Raw genomic sequence first — 16,976 nt, 5'->3', positions numbered from 1 at the left:
TGGAATATGTTTGACTTCGGTGCCAATATCCGTGACGAAGGCGGCGTAAAAGGACGAAATAATAAAGGCCTAATGACTTATGATCGTAAAATCAAAAAAGATGCTTTTTATATGTATAAAGCAAATTGGTCAGATGAAAAATTTGTCCACATTACAAGCAAACGTTTTGTAGATCGTGCTGACGGAAAAATTACAGTTAAAGTTTATTCTAACTGCGAGGATGTAACATTGGTAGTAAATGGTACTACCTATACAGCAGAACGTAACCGTGCTGCCTTTATCTTTAATGATGTAGCACTCGAAGACGGAATGAATACTGTAAAGGCAATCGGTACATCCGAAGGAAATACTTTCGAAGATACTGCTCACTTCAATAAAGTGGATGAGCCAAATCCAAGCTACCTAGTTCCAGAAAGTGATGCTGGCGGAGTGGTTGCTAACTGGTTTGACATGCCTGATTTAGATGAAGACATGGAAATTGAAGAACTTGTTATCACTGATGATGTATATTCTACTCGCAATACACTCGGTGAGTTATATAAAAATGAAGAAACTAAGAAAGTATTAGAGAAGTATTTAAAAGGATTCAATGAGGATAATCCAATGTTCGGTATGGCAGAAGGTATGTCAATTGATATGCTGGCATCCATGGCGGATGATATATTTACTGAAAAAATGATGTATGCCATTAACAAAGAGTTAATTAAAATTAAAAAAGCTTAATTTAAAAAATGGAAATAGCGATCTGGGTTTATACCCGGTCGCTATCTTTCCTATATTCTTAGTCAAATAAAGAAGGTGCACGTATTGAAATCAATTATGTTATTTGGTGAAATGCTGTTGCGTTTAACACCAACCAATCATCAAATGTTAATTCAGGCAAGCCAGCTGGATATGATGTACGGTGGTTCTGAAGCAAATATTGCTGTCGCTCTCAGTCATTGGGGTGAAAAAACCTCCTATGCTACTTGCTTACCAGATAATAACCTTGGGCTTGCCGCTGTCACACAGTTAAGAAAATATGGTGTAAACACTGATCATATCGTCTATAAAGGAAAGAAAATGGGCTTATACTTTGTTGAACAAGGTCATTCCATCAGACCTACAGAAGTCACTTATGATCGCCAAAACTCCGCTTTTGTTGAAGCTTTGCCAAATGATTATGATTTTGAAGCGATGCTTTCCGAAGTTAAATGGCTCCATGTCAGCGGAATTAGTTTAGGTGCAAGTAAAAATGCTCGTGAAACGACTATGGAATTGGTCAAGGCGGCAAAACAAAAAGGCATCAAAATCAGTTTTGACTTTAACTATCGTGCAAAATTATGGACATTAGATGAAGCGAGAAAAGCTTACATCGAAATCTTGCCATATATTGATGTTATTATCGGAAGTTACCTGGACGTTCTAACAATCAGACAGGAAAAAAGAGAAGTTAACACATTCGAAGAAAAAATCGCTTTATTAAAAGAGTTTCAAAAAGAGTATCAGTTTGACCAAATTTACACAACTGAAAGAAATATTCTTGGTAACAATGTACAAGAATTACGATGTGCCATTATAACTGAAACAGAGCACTTCACAGCAGGTCCGGTTAAAGTAAATGTTCTTGATCGAATCGGTACAGGCGATTCATTTGTAGCTGGCGTATTATATGGAATCAACAATCAATACAGTCCTCAAGAAATCATTAATTTTGCCCTATCATCATTCGCCTTAAAACATACCATTATCGGTGATTTTCAAATTGCCAGCAAAGCAGATGTTCAACAATTTGATGTTGAAAATGAAAAAGTAGTTATCAAACGCTAATGAAAGCAGGTGCTAAAAAAAGCACCTGCTTTTCAATTTCTCCTTATCCCGCTCCCCTTTCAATAAAACCACTTCTCAAAAAACAAGTTTGAAGATTACGCAATTATGGAGATAGTTATATATATTCTAATAACATCTAATATAGATTTACAGAAAGTGAGTCGAATGTACATGCCATCTGAAGTTTTAACAACTGATTTTTATATTTTACTAGCTGCGATTCTATTGATTCTCGGAATCCTGTCTACCAAATTCTCAGCAAAATTAGGAGTCCCCTCACTCGTCTTTTTTATAATGGTCGGAATGGTCATGGGAAATGATACTTTTGGCGTAATTAATTTTTCGAATGCCGGATTAGCACAAACGATTGGTGTAGTTGCCTTGATTATTATTTTGTTTGAAGGTGGAATACAAACTAAATGGAAATCATTGCGGCCGATTATTCTCCCCTCCCTTTCACTTGCAACCATTGGTGTTTTAATAACCTCTGCAATAGTTACGGTAGCAGCACATTATATTCTTAATGTTGATTGGCTGATAGCTATGTTATTCGGATCAATCGTTGGATCAACGGATGCTGCAGCAGTATTTGCTGTATTAAAGGGACAAAACATACAAGAGCATTCAGGTAAAACATTGGAGGCTGAATCTGGTTCCAATGACCCGATGGCAATCTTTTTAACCGTATCCTGTATTGAAATGATTACCTCTTCTGAAGTAAATGTAGGTAATCTAATTGGATCTTTTATTATCCAAATGGGACTTGGTTTACTGCTGGGATGGATATTCGGGAAAATAGCCGTTGCTGTGCTTAATCGTATCAATTTGGAATCAACTGGCCTTTACCCTGTTTTCGCTGTTACATTCGCTTTATTAACATACGGTATTACCGCCAATCTAAACGGAAGTGGATTACTGGCCGTCTATGTAATGGCTATTATCATTGGAAACTCTGAGGTCGCCTATGAAAAAGCCACACAGTTCTTTGCCGAAGGATTTGCTTGGATGATGCAAATTTTAATGTTCATTATATTAGGCTTACTTGTCAATCCCGACGATTTATTTTCACTTGAAATTATCTTAAAAGGCTTGTTGCTTTCTGTTATTTTAATCCTGATTGCAAGGCCGGCAGCTGTATTCATTTCTACTATTAAAATGAATTTTAATTTTAAAGAGAAAGTATTTTTATCCTGGGCTGGCTTGAAAGGCTCCGTCCCGATTGTCCTGGCGACATTTCCCTTACTTGCAAACATTGGGGATAGCCATCTGATTTTTAATGTTGTTTTCTTTGTTGTATTAACAAGTTGTTTAATACAAGGATCTACCATATCCTTCGTGGCTGGCAAACTTGGATTAGCAGAGCCTGCCAGTGAACCCCCTAAGCATTCACTTGAAATCGTCTCACTGGGTAAGGCCAATGCAGAGATGGTGGAATATCAAATGGAACCGGACTCTTTCTTGATTGGGAAAACACTAATTGAAATACCATTTCCTGAACAAACATTGGTCAATGCAATCATAAGAGATGACAAATTGGTTACCCCTACCGGTGACACAGTGATCAAGGAAGGCGATTTCCTCTATGTATTGACACCTAAGTTAAAAAAACGCAGCGTAAAACAGTTACTGCAAAAGAAAAAAACTCACAATGAAACATCAAAATAGTTTTTTATTGTTCCAAAACTTCAATAGAATAAACAAATTCTAAACAAATAAATGCCTCCTATTCTTGAGATAGGAGGCATTTATATTAGACAGCAACTACTTTTATTTGGTTTTCGATTACTTCTGCTTTAAATGTTTTCTTATCTGGATGATTGAAGACACAATCCGCAATTCCATCCTCAAGTTGTTCCTGAATAACTCGACGTAATGGACGTGCCCCAAAAGCAGGATTATATCCAAGCTCAGCCAGTTTTTCTTTAACTTCATCTGTTACGGTTAGTTTCAATCCTTCATGATCAAGCATTTCATATAGTTCAGCAAGCATAATATCTACAATTTCAAGTAGGTTATCTTTCGTTAATGATTTAAACTCAATGATGGAATCAAAACGGTTTAAGAATTCAGGCTTGAAGTAGCTGCCGAGAGATTGAAGAATAGATACTTCTTCCTCTACTCCGCCTGCTCCAAAACCAACTTTCTTAACTTTCTCACCGACTCCTGCATTACTTGTCATAATAATCACTGTATCTTTAAAGTTTACTGTGCGTCCCTGACTGTCTGTTAAACGTCCATCCTCAAGGATTTGCAGGAACATGTGCATCACATCTGGATGAGCTTTTTCAATTTCATCCAATAGAACGATGCTATATGGTTTACGGCGAACCTTTTCGGTTAATTGGCCGGCTTCTTCATGTCCGACATATCCCGGAGGAGAACCAATTAATTTTGACACACTGTGTTTCTCCATATATTCACTCATATCTAAACGAATCATAGAGTCTTTTGTGCCAAACAATTCTTCTGCCAATGCTTTTGATAACTCAGTCTTCCCAACTCCTGTCGGACCTACAAATAAGAATGATCCAATTGGGCGATTTTTAGCTTTTAAACCGGCACGGCTCCGACGAATAGCTTTCGCTACTTTTTGAACAGCCTCATCCTGACCAATTACTTTATTTTCAAGTTCCTCTTGAAGCTTATTCATTCGAACTGCTTCATCCTCTTGCAGCTTACCTACTGGTATACCTGTTTTTTGTTCGATGATTTTCTGGATGTCCTCTACAGTTACCTTCGGTTTTTCGCCTGTTCCTGTTTTAAGCATATTTTCGAGTTTTTCTTCTTCATCTCGAAGTTTGGCTGCCTGTTCATAAGCTTCTGTTTTTAATGCCTGTTCTTTTTCTTTGTAAATTTGCGTCAATCTTTCTTTAACTGATTCTTCACCTTGATTTTCGATTGTCAAATTCAATTTAGAACCAGCTTCATCCATTAGGTCAATGGCTTTATCCGGCAAGAAACGATCTTGAATATAGCGATGTGACAGTTCTACCGCTGCTTCTAATACTTCATCACTAAATTCAACGGAATGGTTGGATTCATATCTTTCTCTTAACCCTTTTAGAATTTCTAACGCTTCTGCAGTTGTAGGCTCATTAACCATTACTGGTTGGAAACGTCTTTCGAGTGCCCCATCTTTTTCAATTTGACGATACTCATTTAATGTTGTTGCACCCACTAATTGTAACTCTCCACGCGCAAGCGCTGGTTTCAGAATATTCCCTGCATCCACGGAGCCCTCTGCAGATCCGGCACCTACAAGCTGATGAATTTCGTCAATAAACAGAATCACATTTTTTCTTGTTTGCAATTCTTGAATAAGCTGCTTCATCCGTTCCTCAAATTGCCCACGAATACCTGTATTGGATACTAAGGAAGCCACATCAAGCAGATATACTTCCTTATCCTTTAGTTTTAAGGGAACATTCCCTTCCGCAATTTTAAGTGCAAGGCCTTCAGCAATCGCTGTTTTACCGACCCCTGGTTCACCGATTAGGACTGGATTATTTTTCGTACGTCTGTTCAATATCTCAATAACACGTTTAACCTCTTCTTCACGTCCAATCACTGGATCAATAAGTCCTGCTTTTGCATTATAAGTTAAATTACGACCGTATTGATCAAGTAATCCTCCACCATTAGGCGGCTGTGTTTGTGTTCTAACCTGTTTATGCCGGTTATGATTTGTCTGATCCATTGAGCCAGACATATCTGACATAAATGAATTTCCGTTACCCTGGTTGAAAAATGATTCTAAAGGAAATGGCTTAAATGGATGTAAATTCATTCCTCCCATTTGAGCTCCTAATTTATTGCGTTCCTCTTTATAGCATGAAGAACACAAATGATGATTTTCCTGATGTCCATTCACCCTTAATTGCATCTGTACAGTTGCTTGGTTTTGTTGGCATTTTTCGCAAACCATAGATGTATCCTCCTTATTAATTCTAAATTTATTTTATCTTGTTACAGTTACTAAACTCATTTGAAAATTGGTCAATTTGACTTTGACTATCTTTGACCTTAATTACATTATACTCTGACCTTTTTTGACTTTCAACTATTTTATACCCATTTGTTTATTTTTTAATCATAAAAAAAGGAAGCGCCTGATACAGCGCTTCTTAGATAAACAAATAATTAATTAGTCACGGCTTCCTTTATATCATCATATCGCAAAGTTGCCTGTGCAGCTGCCAGCCTTGCCAATGGAACACGATAAGGCGAACAGCTTACATAGTCTAAACCGGCTTTATAACAGAAGTCGATTGATATTTTTTCTCCGCCATGCTCCCCGCATATGCCAGTTTTTAATTCAGGTTTTGTTTGTCTGCCCAATTTCACTCCCATTTCGACCAGCTTTCCTACACCATCTTGGTCTAACACTGCAAAAGGGTTTTCAGGCAGGACTTTTTCTTCTATATATGTTTGTAAAAACTTCCCTTCCGCATCATCACGGCTGTATCCAAAAGTTGTTTGGGTTAAATCGTTAGTACCGAATGAGAAGAAGTCTGCCTCTTTGGCAATTTGATCAGCAGTAAGTGCTGCCCTTGGGATTTCAATCATAGTACCAATCGTGTACTGGAACTTTTTGTCCGTTTCTGCCTCTACCTGAATCGCTGTATCCATCACCAATTGTCGCATTTGTTTCAATTCATTCACATGTCCAACAAGCGGAATCATGATCTCAGGCTGAACCGGAATACCGCGCTCCATTAAGTTAGCAATCGCATAGAAAATAGCTTTTGCCTGCATGCCGTATATTTCTGGATGAATCATGCCTAATCGGCAACCGCGATGTCCAAGCATAGGATTAAATTCATCCAATTGACGAACCTTTTTTAACAGTTGCTCTTTTTTCATTAATTCCTTTGAATCAGGATCAGTAATTTGAAGCTTCGTCACTTCGATGATTAATTCTTCTTTATCAGGTAAGAATTCATGTAATGGTGGATCTAATAAGCGAATAGTAACCGGATTTCCCTGCATGGCTTCAAAAATGCCTTCAAAATCCTCTTGCTGCATTGGCAATAAATATTCTAATGCTTTATTTCTTTCCGCAATGGTCTCAGAAAGAATCATTTGTTGGACAAACGGTACACGTTTTGCATCCATGAACATATGCTCTGTTCGACATAGTCCGATTCCGCCAGCCCCAAATTCGAGAGCCTTTCTTGCATCCTCTGGATTGTCGGCATTTGCACGTACCCCTAGTTTTCTAGTTTCATCCGCCCATGATAATAAAGTTAAAAATTCATCCGATAATTCTGGATCAATCATTGGAATCTCTCCAAGCATGATTTCACCTGTAGATCCATCTATCGTAATGGTATCATGATGGTTCACTACTGTATCGCCAACTCTGAATTGCTTTTCTTTTAAATCAATCTTTAATGGCTCACAGCCGCAGATACATGGCTTTCCCATACCTCTCGCTACCACGGCAGCATGGCTTGTCATTCCCCCACGGGTTGTAACAATTGCCTGGGCAGCAACTATTCCATGAATATCATCAGGTGTCGTCTCAGGACGGACAAGAATGACCTTTTGGCCGTCATTGCCCAATCTTTCTGCTTCATTCGCATCAAATACTACTTGGCCTGTAGCAGATCCAGGTGATGCTGGAAGGCCTTTAGCCAGTTGTTTTCGTTCATAAGTGTCATCAATTCGGGAGTGGAGTAGCTGATCCAATTGCTCCGGATCTACTCTTAACAGCGCTGTTTTTTTATCGATGATCCCTTCCTGCACCATTTCTACAGCAATTCTAATGGCTGCCTGTGCAGTACGTTTACCGGATCTCGTTTGAAGAATGTATAATTGTCCACGCTCAACCGTAAATTCTATATCCTGCAAATCCAAATAGTGTTTTTCAAGCTGCTTGCATGTATTTACGAATTGTTCAAAAACATCTGGCATATCATTTTCCAAGGTATGTATAGGCTGTGGTGTCCTGATTCCCGCAACTACATCTTCTCCCTGAGCATTAATTAAATATTCCCCATATAAAACATGCTCTCCGGTGGATGGGTTTCGGGTAAATGCCACTCCTGTTCCGGAATCTTCACCCATATTCCCAAAAACCATGCTTTGAATATTAACTGCTGTTCCTAAATGTCCAGGAATTTTATTTAAACGTCTGTACACTTTTGCACGCTGATTATTCCAGGAATCAAATACCGCTTTAACAGCTAAAAACATTTGCTCACGTGGATCCTCCGGGAAACTTTGTTTCGTGTGCTTTTTAACAATATTTTTATAACCTTCTATAACTATTTTCCAATCTTCGGCGGTTAATTCAGGATCATTTTGATACCCTTTTTGTTCACGTATATCTTCCAGCAATTGCTCAAAATAAAATCCATCAACTCCCAAAACAACATCGCTGAACATTTGAATGAAACGGCGATAAGAGTCATAAGCAAACCTTGGATTTCCTGTTAACTCTGCCATACCAATAACCGTTTTATCATTCATCCCGAGATTTAACACAGTATCCATCATACCTGGCATCGAGAAAACGGATCCTGACCTGACTGAAACTAGGAGTGGATTGTTTGGGTCGCCAAGTTTTTTACCAGTGCTCTGTTCAAGACTATGTAGTGCCTCGAGAATTTGCTCTTCCATCTCGTCAGTAATTTGTTTTTCATTTTCATAATAAGAGTTACAGGCTTCTGTACTGATGGTGAATCCGAATGGTACAGGCAAACCGATATTCGTCATTTCAGCTAAATTGGCGCCTTTACCACCCAATAAATCTTTCATATTACTATTTCCTTCGTTAAAAAGATAAACGTATTTAGTCATCATACATAGCTCCTCTCACCTTTTAAAATATCCAAAATAATACTCGCTGTTTCTTCAATAGCTTTATTGGAAACATTAATGATCGGGCAGCCGACTCTTTTCATAATCTTTTCGGCATACTCCAATTCCTCTAATATCCGCTCATAACTGGCATAGTTAGACTGAGAGGTTAACCCCAATGATTTTAATCTTTCTTTACGTATTGCGTTCAACTGATTTGGAGTAATAATCAGACCTACACATTTACTCTTTTTAATTTTAAATAACTCATCAGGCGGTGAAACTTCTGGAACTAACGGTACATTGGCTACCTTGTACCCTTTGTGTGCTAAATACATGGATAATGGAGTTTTTGAAGTTCTTGAAACTCCTATTATCACAATATCTGCATTTAAAAGACCCCTTGCATCTTTACCATCATCGTACTTGACGGCAAATTCAACTGCTTCAACCTTACGAAAATAGTCTTCATCCAATTGTCTGGTTAATCCTGAAAGATGATTGGCTGGCTTATGGAATTTTTCCTCAAATGCATTTAATAATGGAGATAACAGATCAACTGCTACAACATTCGCTTCTTTAGCCCGCAAATCCACATGCTCTTTTAAGGAAGGAATAACAAGGGTGTACGCAATAATGGAGGAGTCCTGTTTTGCTAAATTGATAATTTCATCAATATCTTCTTCACTTTTTACATATGAATTTCTTCTAATATCTACTTGTCCGCCATTAAACTGTGTGGCAACCGCCTTTACGACAAATTCTGCTGTTTCTCCTACCGAATCAGATATAACGTATACAATTTCCCTCTTGTTCATCGGCCAATTCCCTTCTATCCATAAATTAGTTATGTATTTCGTAATAAATAAGCAATGACGACTTCTTTCCTGTTCATCTCCCTCTAAATCAACCTCTATTTATTTTCGCTAACTTAATAGTATCATCACTTATTTAAAATTAAAATAAATATGTCATACTTTTTAACAATTAGTATAACACAATCTACTTTTTGTGAATTATCTATTATATATAAATATATCTCAATTTTATTTATTTTCAAAAAAATAAACTATACAATTCATTACACAATAGTAAAATAAAAGATAAAGCGGAAAGGAGGTACCTATGAACGGCCTAACAAAGCGAATAATTGTAATATCATTTGATTGCTTATCTGCATTGGATTTCCCTAAATTAACTAATTTAACGCACTTCAGAGATATAATTGAGAGAGGATCTTATGCAAACCAAGTACAAACCATTTATCCATCTTTAACCTATCCTTGTCATACATCCATCATTACAGGGAATTATCCGAGTAGACATGGGATTATCAATAATACGCTTATTCAGCCTGGGCGAAAATCTCCTGATTGGCAATGGTACAGATCTTCTATTAAAGGCACTACTTTATATGATCAGGCAAAAAAAGCCAACCTAACAACCGCTTCCCTTTTATGGCCTGTCACTGGCCGTGCAAAAATCGATTACAATTTGCCGGAAATTTTTCCAAACCGGCCCTGGCAAACTCAACTGCTTGTCTCAATCTTCAGTGGCAGTCCTCTCTACCAGTGGAAGCTGAATAAAAAATTCGGCCACCTGAGACAGGGACTGAGTCAACCACATTTAGATGACTTTGTACTGGCCTCTTGCCTGGACACAATCAAAACGAAGCAACCACACTTACTTCTCGTTCATTTCACAGATTTGGATTCAAAGAGACATGACCATGGATTCGATTCCAGGGAAGCTAATGAAGCACTGACTAGGCATAATGAACGTCTTGGCCAAATTATTACCACATTGAAAGAACTACAATTATATGAAGAAACAACAGTTATTGTTCTCGGGGATCACAGTGCATTAGATGAAAATAAAGCGATCCAAGTAAACACCCTATTTAAACGGGAAAATTTTATACATATTAACAAACGTGGAAAATTGATCAGTTGGAAGGCTTATTGTAAATCCTGTGATGGATCAGCATATATTTACGTAAAAGATAAGGAAGATATCGTTACTTATAAACGAATTCAGTCATTATTGACTCAATTAATGGAGAACGAGGATAACGGGATTGAACAAATCCTGACTGGTTCTGAAGCAGAAAATTTAGGAGCTGACCCAGCTTGCGCCTTCATGCTTGAAGCAAGAAAAGGGTTTTATTTCACGGAATCTTATGAAGGCGATTTCATAAGGTATATAAGCGCAGAAGATGTGAAGCGTGAACCGAAATATACATTGGCTACACATGGATATTCTCCTCAAAAACCAGATTACAGCACCATATTTATGGCAGCAGGCAAAGGAGTCTCATGCGGACAAATCATTCCAAACATGCACCTTGTCGATATAGGACCTACATTAGCCACTATGCTGGGTCTCTCCCTGGGAGAAACAGACGGAAAAGTGATCGACGCGTTTATCCAGCCAAAAGAATAAAGGAGGTAAGGTATGAGTTCACTAACAAAACAGGAGAAAAGCTGGGCTTTTTATGATTGGGCAAATTCAGCCTATTCAATTGTAATCGTGACAGCCATCTTCCCTATTTATTTCAAAGCAGCCGCTGATGCAGCCAATATATCAAATGCTACTTCAACTGCTTATTGGGGGTATGCCAATTCTATTGGTACTTTATTAATCTCTATTTTGGCACCACTCTTGGGCACAATTGCAGATTTCAAAGGATTTAAGAAACGTTTCTTTATTTTCTTTTTTTCACTGGGGATACTCTTCACTTTCATGCTAGCAATCGTACCTTTTGATCAATGGATCATTTTATTGATTTGCTACATTATCACTTCCATTGGTTTTGCAGGCGCAAATATTTTTTATGATGCCTTTTTAGTAGATGTGACCGATGATAATAAAATGAGTAAACTCTCTGCTCACGGATATGCATTGGGGTATATAGGAAGTACCATTCCATTTATCATTGGGATTGCCCTCACCCTGCTCGCACAACAAAAAATCATTCCACTCTCCATTACAGCGGCAATGCAAGCAGCCTTTATAATCACAGCACTATGGTGGGGATTATTTACGATTCCGCTGTTAAGAAATGTACAGCAAACATATTATATTGAACGGGTCAGAAACCCAATCAGGATGAGTTTTAAACGCCTGTTTGCTACATTCCAAAATATCAGGGCCTATCGTCATTTGTTTATTTTCCTAATTGCCTATTTTTTTTATATTGATGGTGTGCATACGATTATTACGATGTCGACTGCCTATGGAACTGATTTAGGCTTTAGCTCGACGACCCTGTTAATTGTTTTGTTTGTCACCCAAGTCATAGCCGCCCCATTCTCATTGCTCTATGCCAGACTGGCAGCTAAATACAATGAAAAAATCATGATTTTAGTAGGAATAGCAATCTACACATTTATTTGTATCTATGCTTATTTTATTACATCAGCGCTTGATTTTTGGATATTGGCTATCTTGGTTGGTACGTCACAGGGTGGGATTCAGGCTTTAAGTCGCTCCTATTATGCTAAACTTGTGCCAAAAGAGTCTTCAAATGAATTTTTTGGCTTTTATAATATCTTTGGAAAATTTGCTGCGATTACCGGTCCATTTTTAATGGGAATCACAACGCAAATTACCGGCAATACAAATATTGGTGTGCTTAGTTTAGTGGTCCTATTTATCATTGGCGGGCTCTTCATGCTCCATGTGCCAAATACTGCCCAGTATGCCCCCACTGTTTCGGCAAAATTATAAATCACGTTAACAAAAATAATCTGTTTATTGATAAGGTCCACTCTTGGAAAGATGATATATGAACGAGGTGAAGACAATCGGTTATGGAGGCAGCAAGGATAAGAGCGGTTATACCTATATTTATTATGACTATTATTTCAATTGTTCTTTATTACGGATCTGGACCGGTTCATGAGGTAAGAAGTACGTTTATTGTGGGTATAATCAGTGCTCTAGTTGCAGGTTTTTTAGTTATATACAGTATTGATGGCTGGTCGTTGAAGAAGCAGAGTATAATTCACTTTGGTTTTATGCTTTTGACCATTTTTCCATGTCTTATTTTCAGTGGATGGTTTGAAATAAAATCTTTAATGGATATTGCAGCCTTATTGGGTATCTTTTTGATATGGGTAATTACTTTATGGAGTATCTTCTACCTCATTTTTGGTATTCTAATCAAACGGTAAACCATAAAGAGATTTACAGAATGCTTTAACAAACAAAAAGAAACACTTTGAAAGTGTTTCTTTGTTTTCAAACAATTTTTATACGATTAATGCCTTACTTTTGAATATGGACTTCTCTATACGACTAACTAAAAATTACATCGACTCAAAATTCATTTCCAAAGAAATTGGACAATGATCACTTCCCATAATAGATGTGTGGATTTCTGCTTCGGTAATCAAATTAGCGATCGATTCAGACACAATAAAGTAGTCGATCCGCCACCCAATATTACGTTCGCGAACTTTACTCATATAAGACCACCAGCTATACATTTCTATTTTATCAGGATAGAGGTAACGGAATGAGTCTACAAATCCGCTATTTAGTAAAGCTGTCATTTTACCCCGTTCCTCATCAGTGAAGCCAGAATTCCCTTTATTTGATTTGGGGTTTCGTAAATCTTCGGGTTTATGAGCGACATTTAAATCTCCCGTTAGAACCACTGCTTTCTCTTTATTCAATTCATGTAAGTAAGCATAAAGTAAATCTTCCCAAACCAAGCGGTACCCAAGCCTTGCCAGGTCACGCTGTGAATTTGGTGTATACACATTTACAATGAAAAATTGATCAAATTCCAATGTAATGGCTCTGCCTTCCACATCATACTCATCATTCCCAATCCCGTATTTAACGGATAATGGTTTTTGACGAGTAAAAATTGCCGTGCCTGAGTATCCTTTTTTTACAGCGTAATTCCAGTATTGATAATAGCCATCCAGCTCCAGATTAATCTGGCCCTCCTGCAGTTTAGTTTCCTGCAAACAAAATATATCAGCGTTTAATTCTTTAAAAGTATCCAAAAAACCTTTTCCAACGCAAGCTCTTATCCCATTCACATTCCAAGAAACAAATTTCATAACTTCAATTTTCCCCCTGCTAAATATCTCTATCTAATTCATATAAAATTAATTATAACAAATCGAGTAGATAAAATGCGGTTTGGGCACCTTATATTTAAAGGAGACGTGATTAACGATGGCCAAACGCAGAAAGATTTTAGTACCTGAATCCAGGGAACAATTAGATCAGCTGAAAGCAAAAGTGGCGCAAGCCGACCACCCGGACAGAGCAAAATATGAAGTAGCTAAAGATCTTGGCATTCCCCTCAATGAAGGATATAATGGTCGCATTGCTGCAGCAGATGCAGGAAAAATCGGTGGTAAACTAGGTGGAAGCATGGTGAAGGAATTAACCAAATTGGCAAAGGAAAATATATTGAGGCAATAAAAAAAGCCTCTCAGGCTTCAAAAAAAGTTAAGTGAAGAATTATAAAAGCTGAAATTTATAGAGCTACAGAGTTTTTCAACTATTTTGTTAACTCCCAAAGATACAAGTTGATTGCTGGTTAACTCAATTACAGCTAATCCTCTGTTTCCTAAAATTACCAAATGATTTAATTTACTTTACTGTACTCAGACGCAACCGGAAGATCGCCAATTGCTATTGGTAAGGCCCTTACTTGTAATAATACAGCTGATTTCAACAACGCTGTCATAGAGTAAACTTCCTGATTGCTCCTTTATTCATTGACAACTTATTGTAATGCCTTTCTACCCATCAATTCAATGATAATACATATAGGCAAAGGCAAACCTTCTTTTTAATTTGTCAACGCTTTTACTCTGTCCAGTTTTTATTTGCCATCTTCCATATGGGTAAACCATGATCCCTTCACAGCCAATTTATTCCTCATACATTTTTATAAATTCTTCTATCAATTCCGGTGTGTAACTCGCTTCTTTCATATAATTCTACAAATTCAGCAGCCATATTCTTAACTGTCAAGGTTTTCATCAGATTATTCTGTGCAAGTAGCATTAAGAATGATACATTCATAACTTCTTCTTCCGTTTCTTTCTGTAATAAAGAAACTTGCGTTTGATGAGCCATTAGAATAGCATCTGTTGATTCTTTCAATTTTTGGTGAGCTAGGCTATAATCTCCGTGCTTCGCTGCAGCAATTGCTTCCACCGCACAGCTTCGACCGTCTCCACCATGGAGAATTAACCTGAATTTTTCTATTTCATTCATCATTTTCCCTCCATTTAGATAGATTTGATATTTTATAATATTGCAGTCCTCCTCTCTGGTTCTCCTGCTTTATCTTATGCTATCCATATTTTCATATGTTTTAATACGTATCAGATTGGAATTTCCAATCAATATTCCATAGTCGAAAAATCATTCATAACGTTGATAAAACAATACCCTTTTTAAAAGCTTACTAACCAGAAATTTCAAATGCACTAAATCTCATAATCATCAGCATTCATAAATAGTATTTTCATATAATATAGTACCTTCGTTTGAGTTATTTATATCTGACGATCCTAAGATTTTTATGATAGGATAATCATCCAATTAATACTGAACATCTGATCTTGAGTCTATATCACTCTCTGTAAACCCTGTTCAGTTTCGTAGGTATACACATGGTTAATATGAAATATCTAGAAGAGTCAGATACCATATTTATTTTTCAGAAATAAAAGAGGGAAGGCCTCAGCCCTCCCTGTTATCATCTGTGTTAATCTCTATAATAGTAAACTAGCTCCCTCAGATTACTGAATTCGGTCTGGATTTATGTATATGTTTTCTCTCTTCTTTGGTAGAAGTAACTCAACTATAGCTATTCATCTCTAGAAATATCCTTCTAATTTAGGACTATTTCTTTTTAAAAAGCAGGAATAATTGAGGAGTATTAGCCGTTACAAAAATCATCATAAAACCTTGAAAAACATATTTCCAAGGCTTTGGTGACTCCCTTATTTAGATTTCTGCTTTCTCATTTTCCGTTCTTGATACTTCGCTTCAGCACGATTATACAGCTCTTTTTCAAGCTCGGTTTCAGGCAGTACTTTAGGAACTGAAGAGGGCTTTCCATCTTTATCAATCGCAATCATGGTCAGGAATGCCTCAGACGTTAGTCTTCTTTCTCCAGTCATCAGATTCTCTCCTTCAACCCTTACATACACCACCATTGAGGTATTGTGTGACCAAGTAACAAACGCCTCCAAACAGATAGCCTGCCCAGATTTAATAGGAGCATGAAAATCGAACGAATCACTTGAAGCTGTAACCACTGGTTTTCTACAATGACGCATCGCAGCAATTCCTGCAATTTTATCAACATACGCCATTACCTTACCACCAAAAATCGAATTGTACTGATTTGTATCAGCAGGTAAAACTAAATCAGTCAAATAAGCTTTTGAATTACTTGGTAATTTGCCTTCATCCAACATGGCGCTCGACCCCTAACCTATTATATTCTATTTATCCCAATATACTACACATAGAAAAAGACTGCCAAATGACAGTCTTTTCGTTTAGCTTACTTAATTTCTCATAAAGCGTTTTGCTTACAAACACCAATAAAATGTCTTAACAATTGATCCATGCTGGCATCATGTTTACGCAATTCTTCTGGATGAAATTGAGTTGCCATAATTGAATCATCAATTCCTTCAAACGCTTCTATTAATCCATCTTCAGCCTTCGCGACTGGTTTTAAGCCTTTACCTAACTCTTTTATGCCCTGATGATGAAAACTATTCACATCCATTTTATCCTTTTTGACAATACTATATAGTTGGCTATCCTGTTCTAAAAAAACTGTATGAACTGGCTCAGGCCGCTCTACATTTGATAGATGCTCCAAATCATCAGAATTATCATCTTCTTTATCTTCTTCAACATGCTGGTAGAGACTTCCACCTGATGCTACATTAATTAAATGTGAACCCCTGCAGATTCCAAATAACGGTTTCCCTTGCTTGCGTGCTTCTTCAATGATTTGGAAATGTGATTGATCTAGCCCCTTATGTGTGTCTCCTAAATCCTCACTTGGTGGTTCATTGTAAAATATCGGATTCACATCAATACCACCCGTTAATAAAATCCCATCAACCATCGAAACCCAAATCTTAGCGAGTTCCTCATTACCCAATGGAAAAATCAATGGAATTCCACCTGTTTTTTTTATTGCTTCTGAATAACTTAAAAATACAGTTGTTGTATTGTTTCCTTCTATTTTTAATATATTACTTGTTAACCCAATAATCGGTTTATCATTTTTCATATCTAAATTCCTCCCTTAATCTCTCACTTCTATTCCCATTAAATATTATTTTTACTCTAGAAAT

Annotated in this window: 14 protein-coding genes; 7 read left to right on the top strand and 7 right to left on the bottom strand. The window is 37.2% G+C overall.

All coding sequences use genetic code 11. From position 1 onward, the window contains the following. From AC4D4B_RS02045 to AC4D4B_RS02035, 3 genes are all read left to right on the top strand, one after another. Nucleotides 1-723: DUF4982 domain-containing protein (locus tag AC4D4B_RS02045; RefSeq protein ID WP_490999044.1), on the top strand; the 723-nt coding region annotated here is incomplete at its 5' end. A gap of 84 nt (nt 724-807) precedes the next feature. Next, nucleotides 808-1,809, top strand: coding sequence for a PfkB family carbohydrate kinase (locus tag AC4D4B_RS02040; protein ID WP_490999043.1), 1,002 nt, complete (start codon nt 808-810; stop codon nt 1,807-1,809). 171 nt (nt 1,810-1,980) lie between these two features. Beyond that, nucleotides 1,981-3,474: a potassium/proton antiporter gene (locus tag AC4D4B_RS02035; RefSeq protein WP_490999042.1), complete on the top strand. Its 1,494-nt coding sequence runs from the start codon at nt 1,981-1,983 to the stop codon at nt 3,472-3,474. A gap of 85 nt (nt 3,475-3,559) precedes the next feature. Here AC4D4B_RS02035 and AC4D4B_RS02030 read toward each other — a convergent pair whose 3' ends face one another. The 3 genes from AC4D4B_RS02030 to AC4D4B_RS02020 all read right to left on the bottom strand — a co-directional run bounded on the left by AC4D4B_RS02030 (nt 3,560) and on the right by AC4D4B_RS02020 (nt 9,431). Further along, nucleotides 3,560-5,734: an ATP-dependent Clp protease ATP-binding subunit gene (locus AC4D4B_RS02030; RefSeq protein ID WP_490999041.1), complete on the bottom strand. Its 2,175-nt coding sequence runs from the start codon at nt 5,732-5,734 to the stop codon at nt 3,560-3,562. Nucleotides 5,735-5,949: 215 nt separating this feature from the next. Continuing rightward, on the bottom strand, nt 5,950-8,613 hold the full coding sequence (ppdK, locus tag AC4D4B_RS02025; protein ID WP_490999040.1) for a pyruvate, phosphate dikinase: 2,664 nt from the start codon (nt 8,611-8,613) through the stop codon (nt 5,950-5,952). Next, nucleotides 8,613-9,431, bottom strand: coding sequence for a pyruvate, water dikinase regulatory protein (locus AC4D4B_RS02020; RefSeq protein ID WP_490999039.1), 819 nt, complete (start codon nt 9,429-9,431; stop codon nt 8,613-8,615). The genes ppdK and AC4D4B_RS02020 overlap by 1 nt, the downstream gene beginning before the upstream one ends. Nucleotides 9,432-9,738: 307 nt before the next feature. Between AC4D4B_RS02020 and AC4D4B_RS02015 the strand changes: the two genes are divergently transcribed. The 3 genes from AC4D4B_RS02015 (at nt 9,739) to AC4D4B_RS02005 (ending at nt 12,788) form a co-directional block, all read left to right on the top strand. After that, on the top strand, nt 9,739-11,055 hold the full coding sequence (locus AC4D4B_RS02015) for an alkaline phosphatase family protein (protein ID WP_490999038.1): 1,317 nt from the start codon (nt 9,739-9,741) through the stop codon (nt 11,053-11,055). Between the two features lie 12 nt (nt 11,056-11,067). Then, a complete protein-coding gene (locus AC4D4B_RS02010) occupies nt 11,068-12,342 on the top strand; it encodes an MFS transporter (protein WP_490994370.1) in 1,275 nt (424 codons plus the stop codon). Between the two features lie 125 nt (nt 12,343-12,467). Then, nucleotides 12,468-12,788, top strand: coding sequence for a DUF3021 family protein (locus AC4D4B_RS02005; RefSeq protein ID WP_490999037.1), 321 nt, complete (start codon nt 12,468-12,470; stop codon nt 12,786-12,788). A gap of 135 nt (nt 12,789-12,923) precedes the next feature. On the opposite strand, the gene AC4D4B_RS02000 is transcribed toward AC4D4B_RS02005, so the two are convergent. Next, entirely contained in the window at nt 12,924-13,688 is a 765-nt protein-coding gene (locus tag AC4D4B_RS02000; RefSeq protein WP_490999036.1) for an exodeoxyribonuclease III, read from the bottom strand. Nucleotides 13,689-13,806: 118 nt separating this feature from the next. Between AC4D4B_RS02000 and AC4D4B_RS01995 the strand changes: the two genes are divergently transcribed. Then, nucleotides 13,807-14,058: an alpha/beta-type small acid-soluble spore protein gene (locus AC4D4B_RS01995; RefSeq protein ID WP_066103579.1), complete on the top strand. Its 252-nt coding sequence runs from the start codon at nt 13,807-13,809 to the stop codon at nt 14,056-14,058. Nucleotides 14,059-14,520: 462 nt separating this feature from the next. Here the strand turns inward: AC4D4B_RS01995 and AC4D4B_RS01990 are convergent, their stop codons facing one another. From AC4D4B_RS01990 to AC4D4B_RS01980, 3 genes are all read right to left on the bottom strand, one after another. Continuing rightward, the gene (locus AC4D4B_RS01990; RefSeq protein ID WP_490994367.1) at nt 14,521-14,862 is read right to left on the bottom strand and encodes a PTS sugar transporter subunit IIA; all 342 of its coding nucleotides are present in this window, start codon (nt 14,860-14,862) and stop codon (nt 14,521-14,523) included. A 734-nt stretch (nt 14,863-15,596) separates the two neighbouring features. After that, on the bottom strand, nt 15,597-16,076 hold the full coding sequence (locus AC4D4B_RS01985) for an acyl-CoA thioesterase (RefSeq protein ID WP_490994366.1): 480 nt from the start codon (nt 16,074-16,076) through the stop codon (nt 15,597-15,599). A 101-nt stretch (nt 16,077-16,177) separates the two neighbouring features. Next, nucleotides 16,178-16,912 carry a gamma-glutamyl-gamma-aminobutyrate hydrolase family protein gene (locus AC4D4B_RS01980; protein WP_490994365.1) on the bottom strand — a complete coding sequence of 245 codons (735 nt, stop codon included), beginning with the start codon at nt 16,910-16,912 and terminating at the stop codon, nt 16,178-16,180. Nucleotides 16,913-16,976: the final 64 nt, after the last annotated feature.

The sequence above is a fragment of the Pradoshia sp. Z6_59 genome (genome assembly GCF_058267515.1).
The sequence above is the reverse complement of the archived record's forward strand: the minus strand, read 5'-3'. Positions and strand labels throughout refer to the sequence as shown.

Excerpts from the sequence above, each read along its gene's own strand:
- AC4D4B_RS02005 (WP_490999037.1), top strand. The coding sequence starts at position 12,468 with ATGACTATTATTTCAATTGTTCTTTATTACGGATCTGGACCGGTTCAT.
- AC4D4B_RS02010 (WP_490994370.1), top strand. The coding sequence starts at position 11,068 with ATGAGTTCACTAACAAAACAGGAGAAAAGCTGGGCTTTTTATGATTGG.
- AC4D4B_RS02015 (WP_490999038.1), top strand. The coding sequence starts at position 9,739 with ATGAACGGCCTAACAAAGCGAATAATTGTAATATCATTTGATTGCTTA.
- ppdK (WP_490999040.1), bottom strand. The coding sequence starts at position 8,613 with ATGACTAAATACGTTTATCTTTTTAACGAAGGAAATAGTAATATGAAA.
- AC4D4B_RS02000 (WP_490999036.1), bottom strand. The coding sequence starts at position 13,688 with ATGAAATTTGTTTCTTGGAATGTGAATGGGATAAGAGCTTGCGTTGGA.
- AC4D4B_RS01985 (WP_490994366.1), bottom strand. The coding sequence starts at position 16,076 with ATGTTGGATGAAGGCAAATTACCAAGTAATTCAAAAGCTTATTTGACT.
- AC4D4B_RS02035 (WP_490999042.1), top strand. The coding sequence starts at position 1,981 with ATGCCATCTGAAGTTTTAACAACTGATTTTTATATTTTACTAGCTGCG.
- AC4D4B_RS02020 (WP_490999039.1), bottom strand. The coding sequence starts at position 9,431 with ATGAACAAGAGGGAAATTGTATACGTTATATCTGATTCGGTAGGAGAA.
- AC4D4B_RS01980 (WP_490994365.1), bottom strand. The coding sequence starts at position 16,912 with ATGAAAAATGATAAACCGATTATTGGGTTAACAAGTAATATATTAAAA.
- AC4D4B_RS01995 (WP_066103579.1), top strand. The coding sequence starts at position 13,807 with ATGGCCAAACGCAGAAAGATTTTAGTACCTGAATCCAGGGAACAATTA.
- AC4D4B_RS02030 (WP_490999041.1), bottom strand. The coding sequence starts at position 5,734 with ATGGTTTGCGAAAAATGCCAACAAAACCAAGCAACTGTACAGATGCAA.
- AC4D4B_RS01990 (WP_490994367.1), bottom strand. The coding sequence starts at position 14,862 with ATGAATGAAATAGAAAAATTCAGGTTAATTCTCCATGGTGGAGACGGT.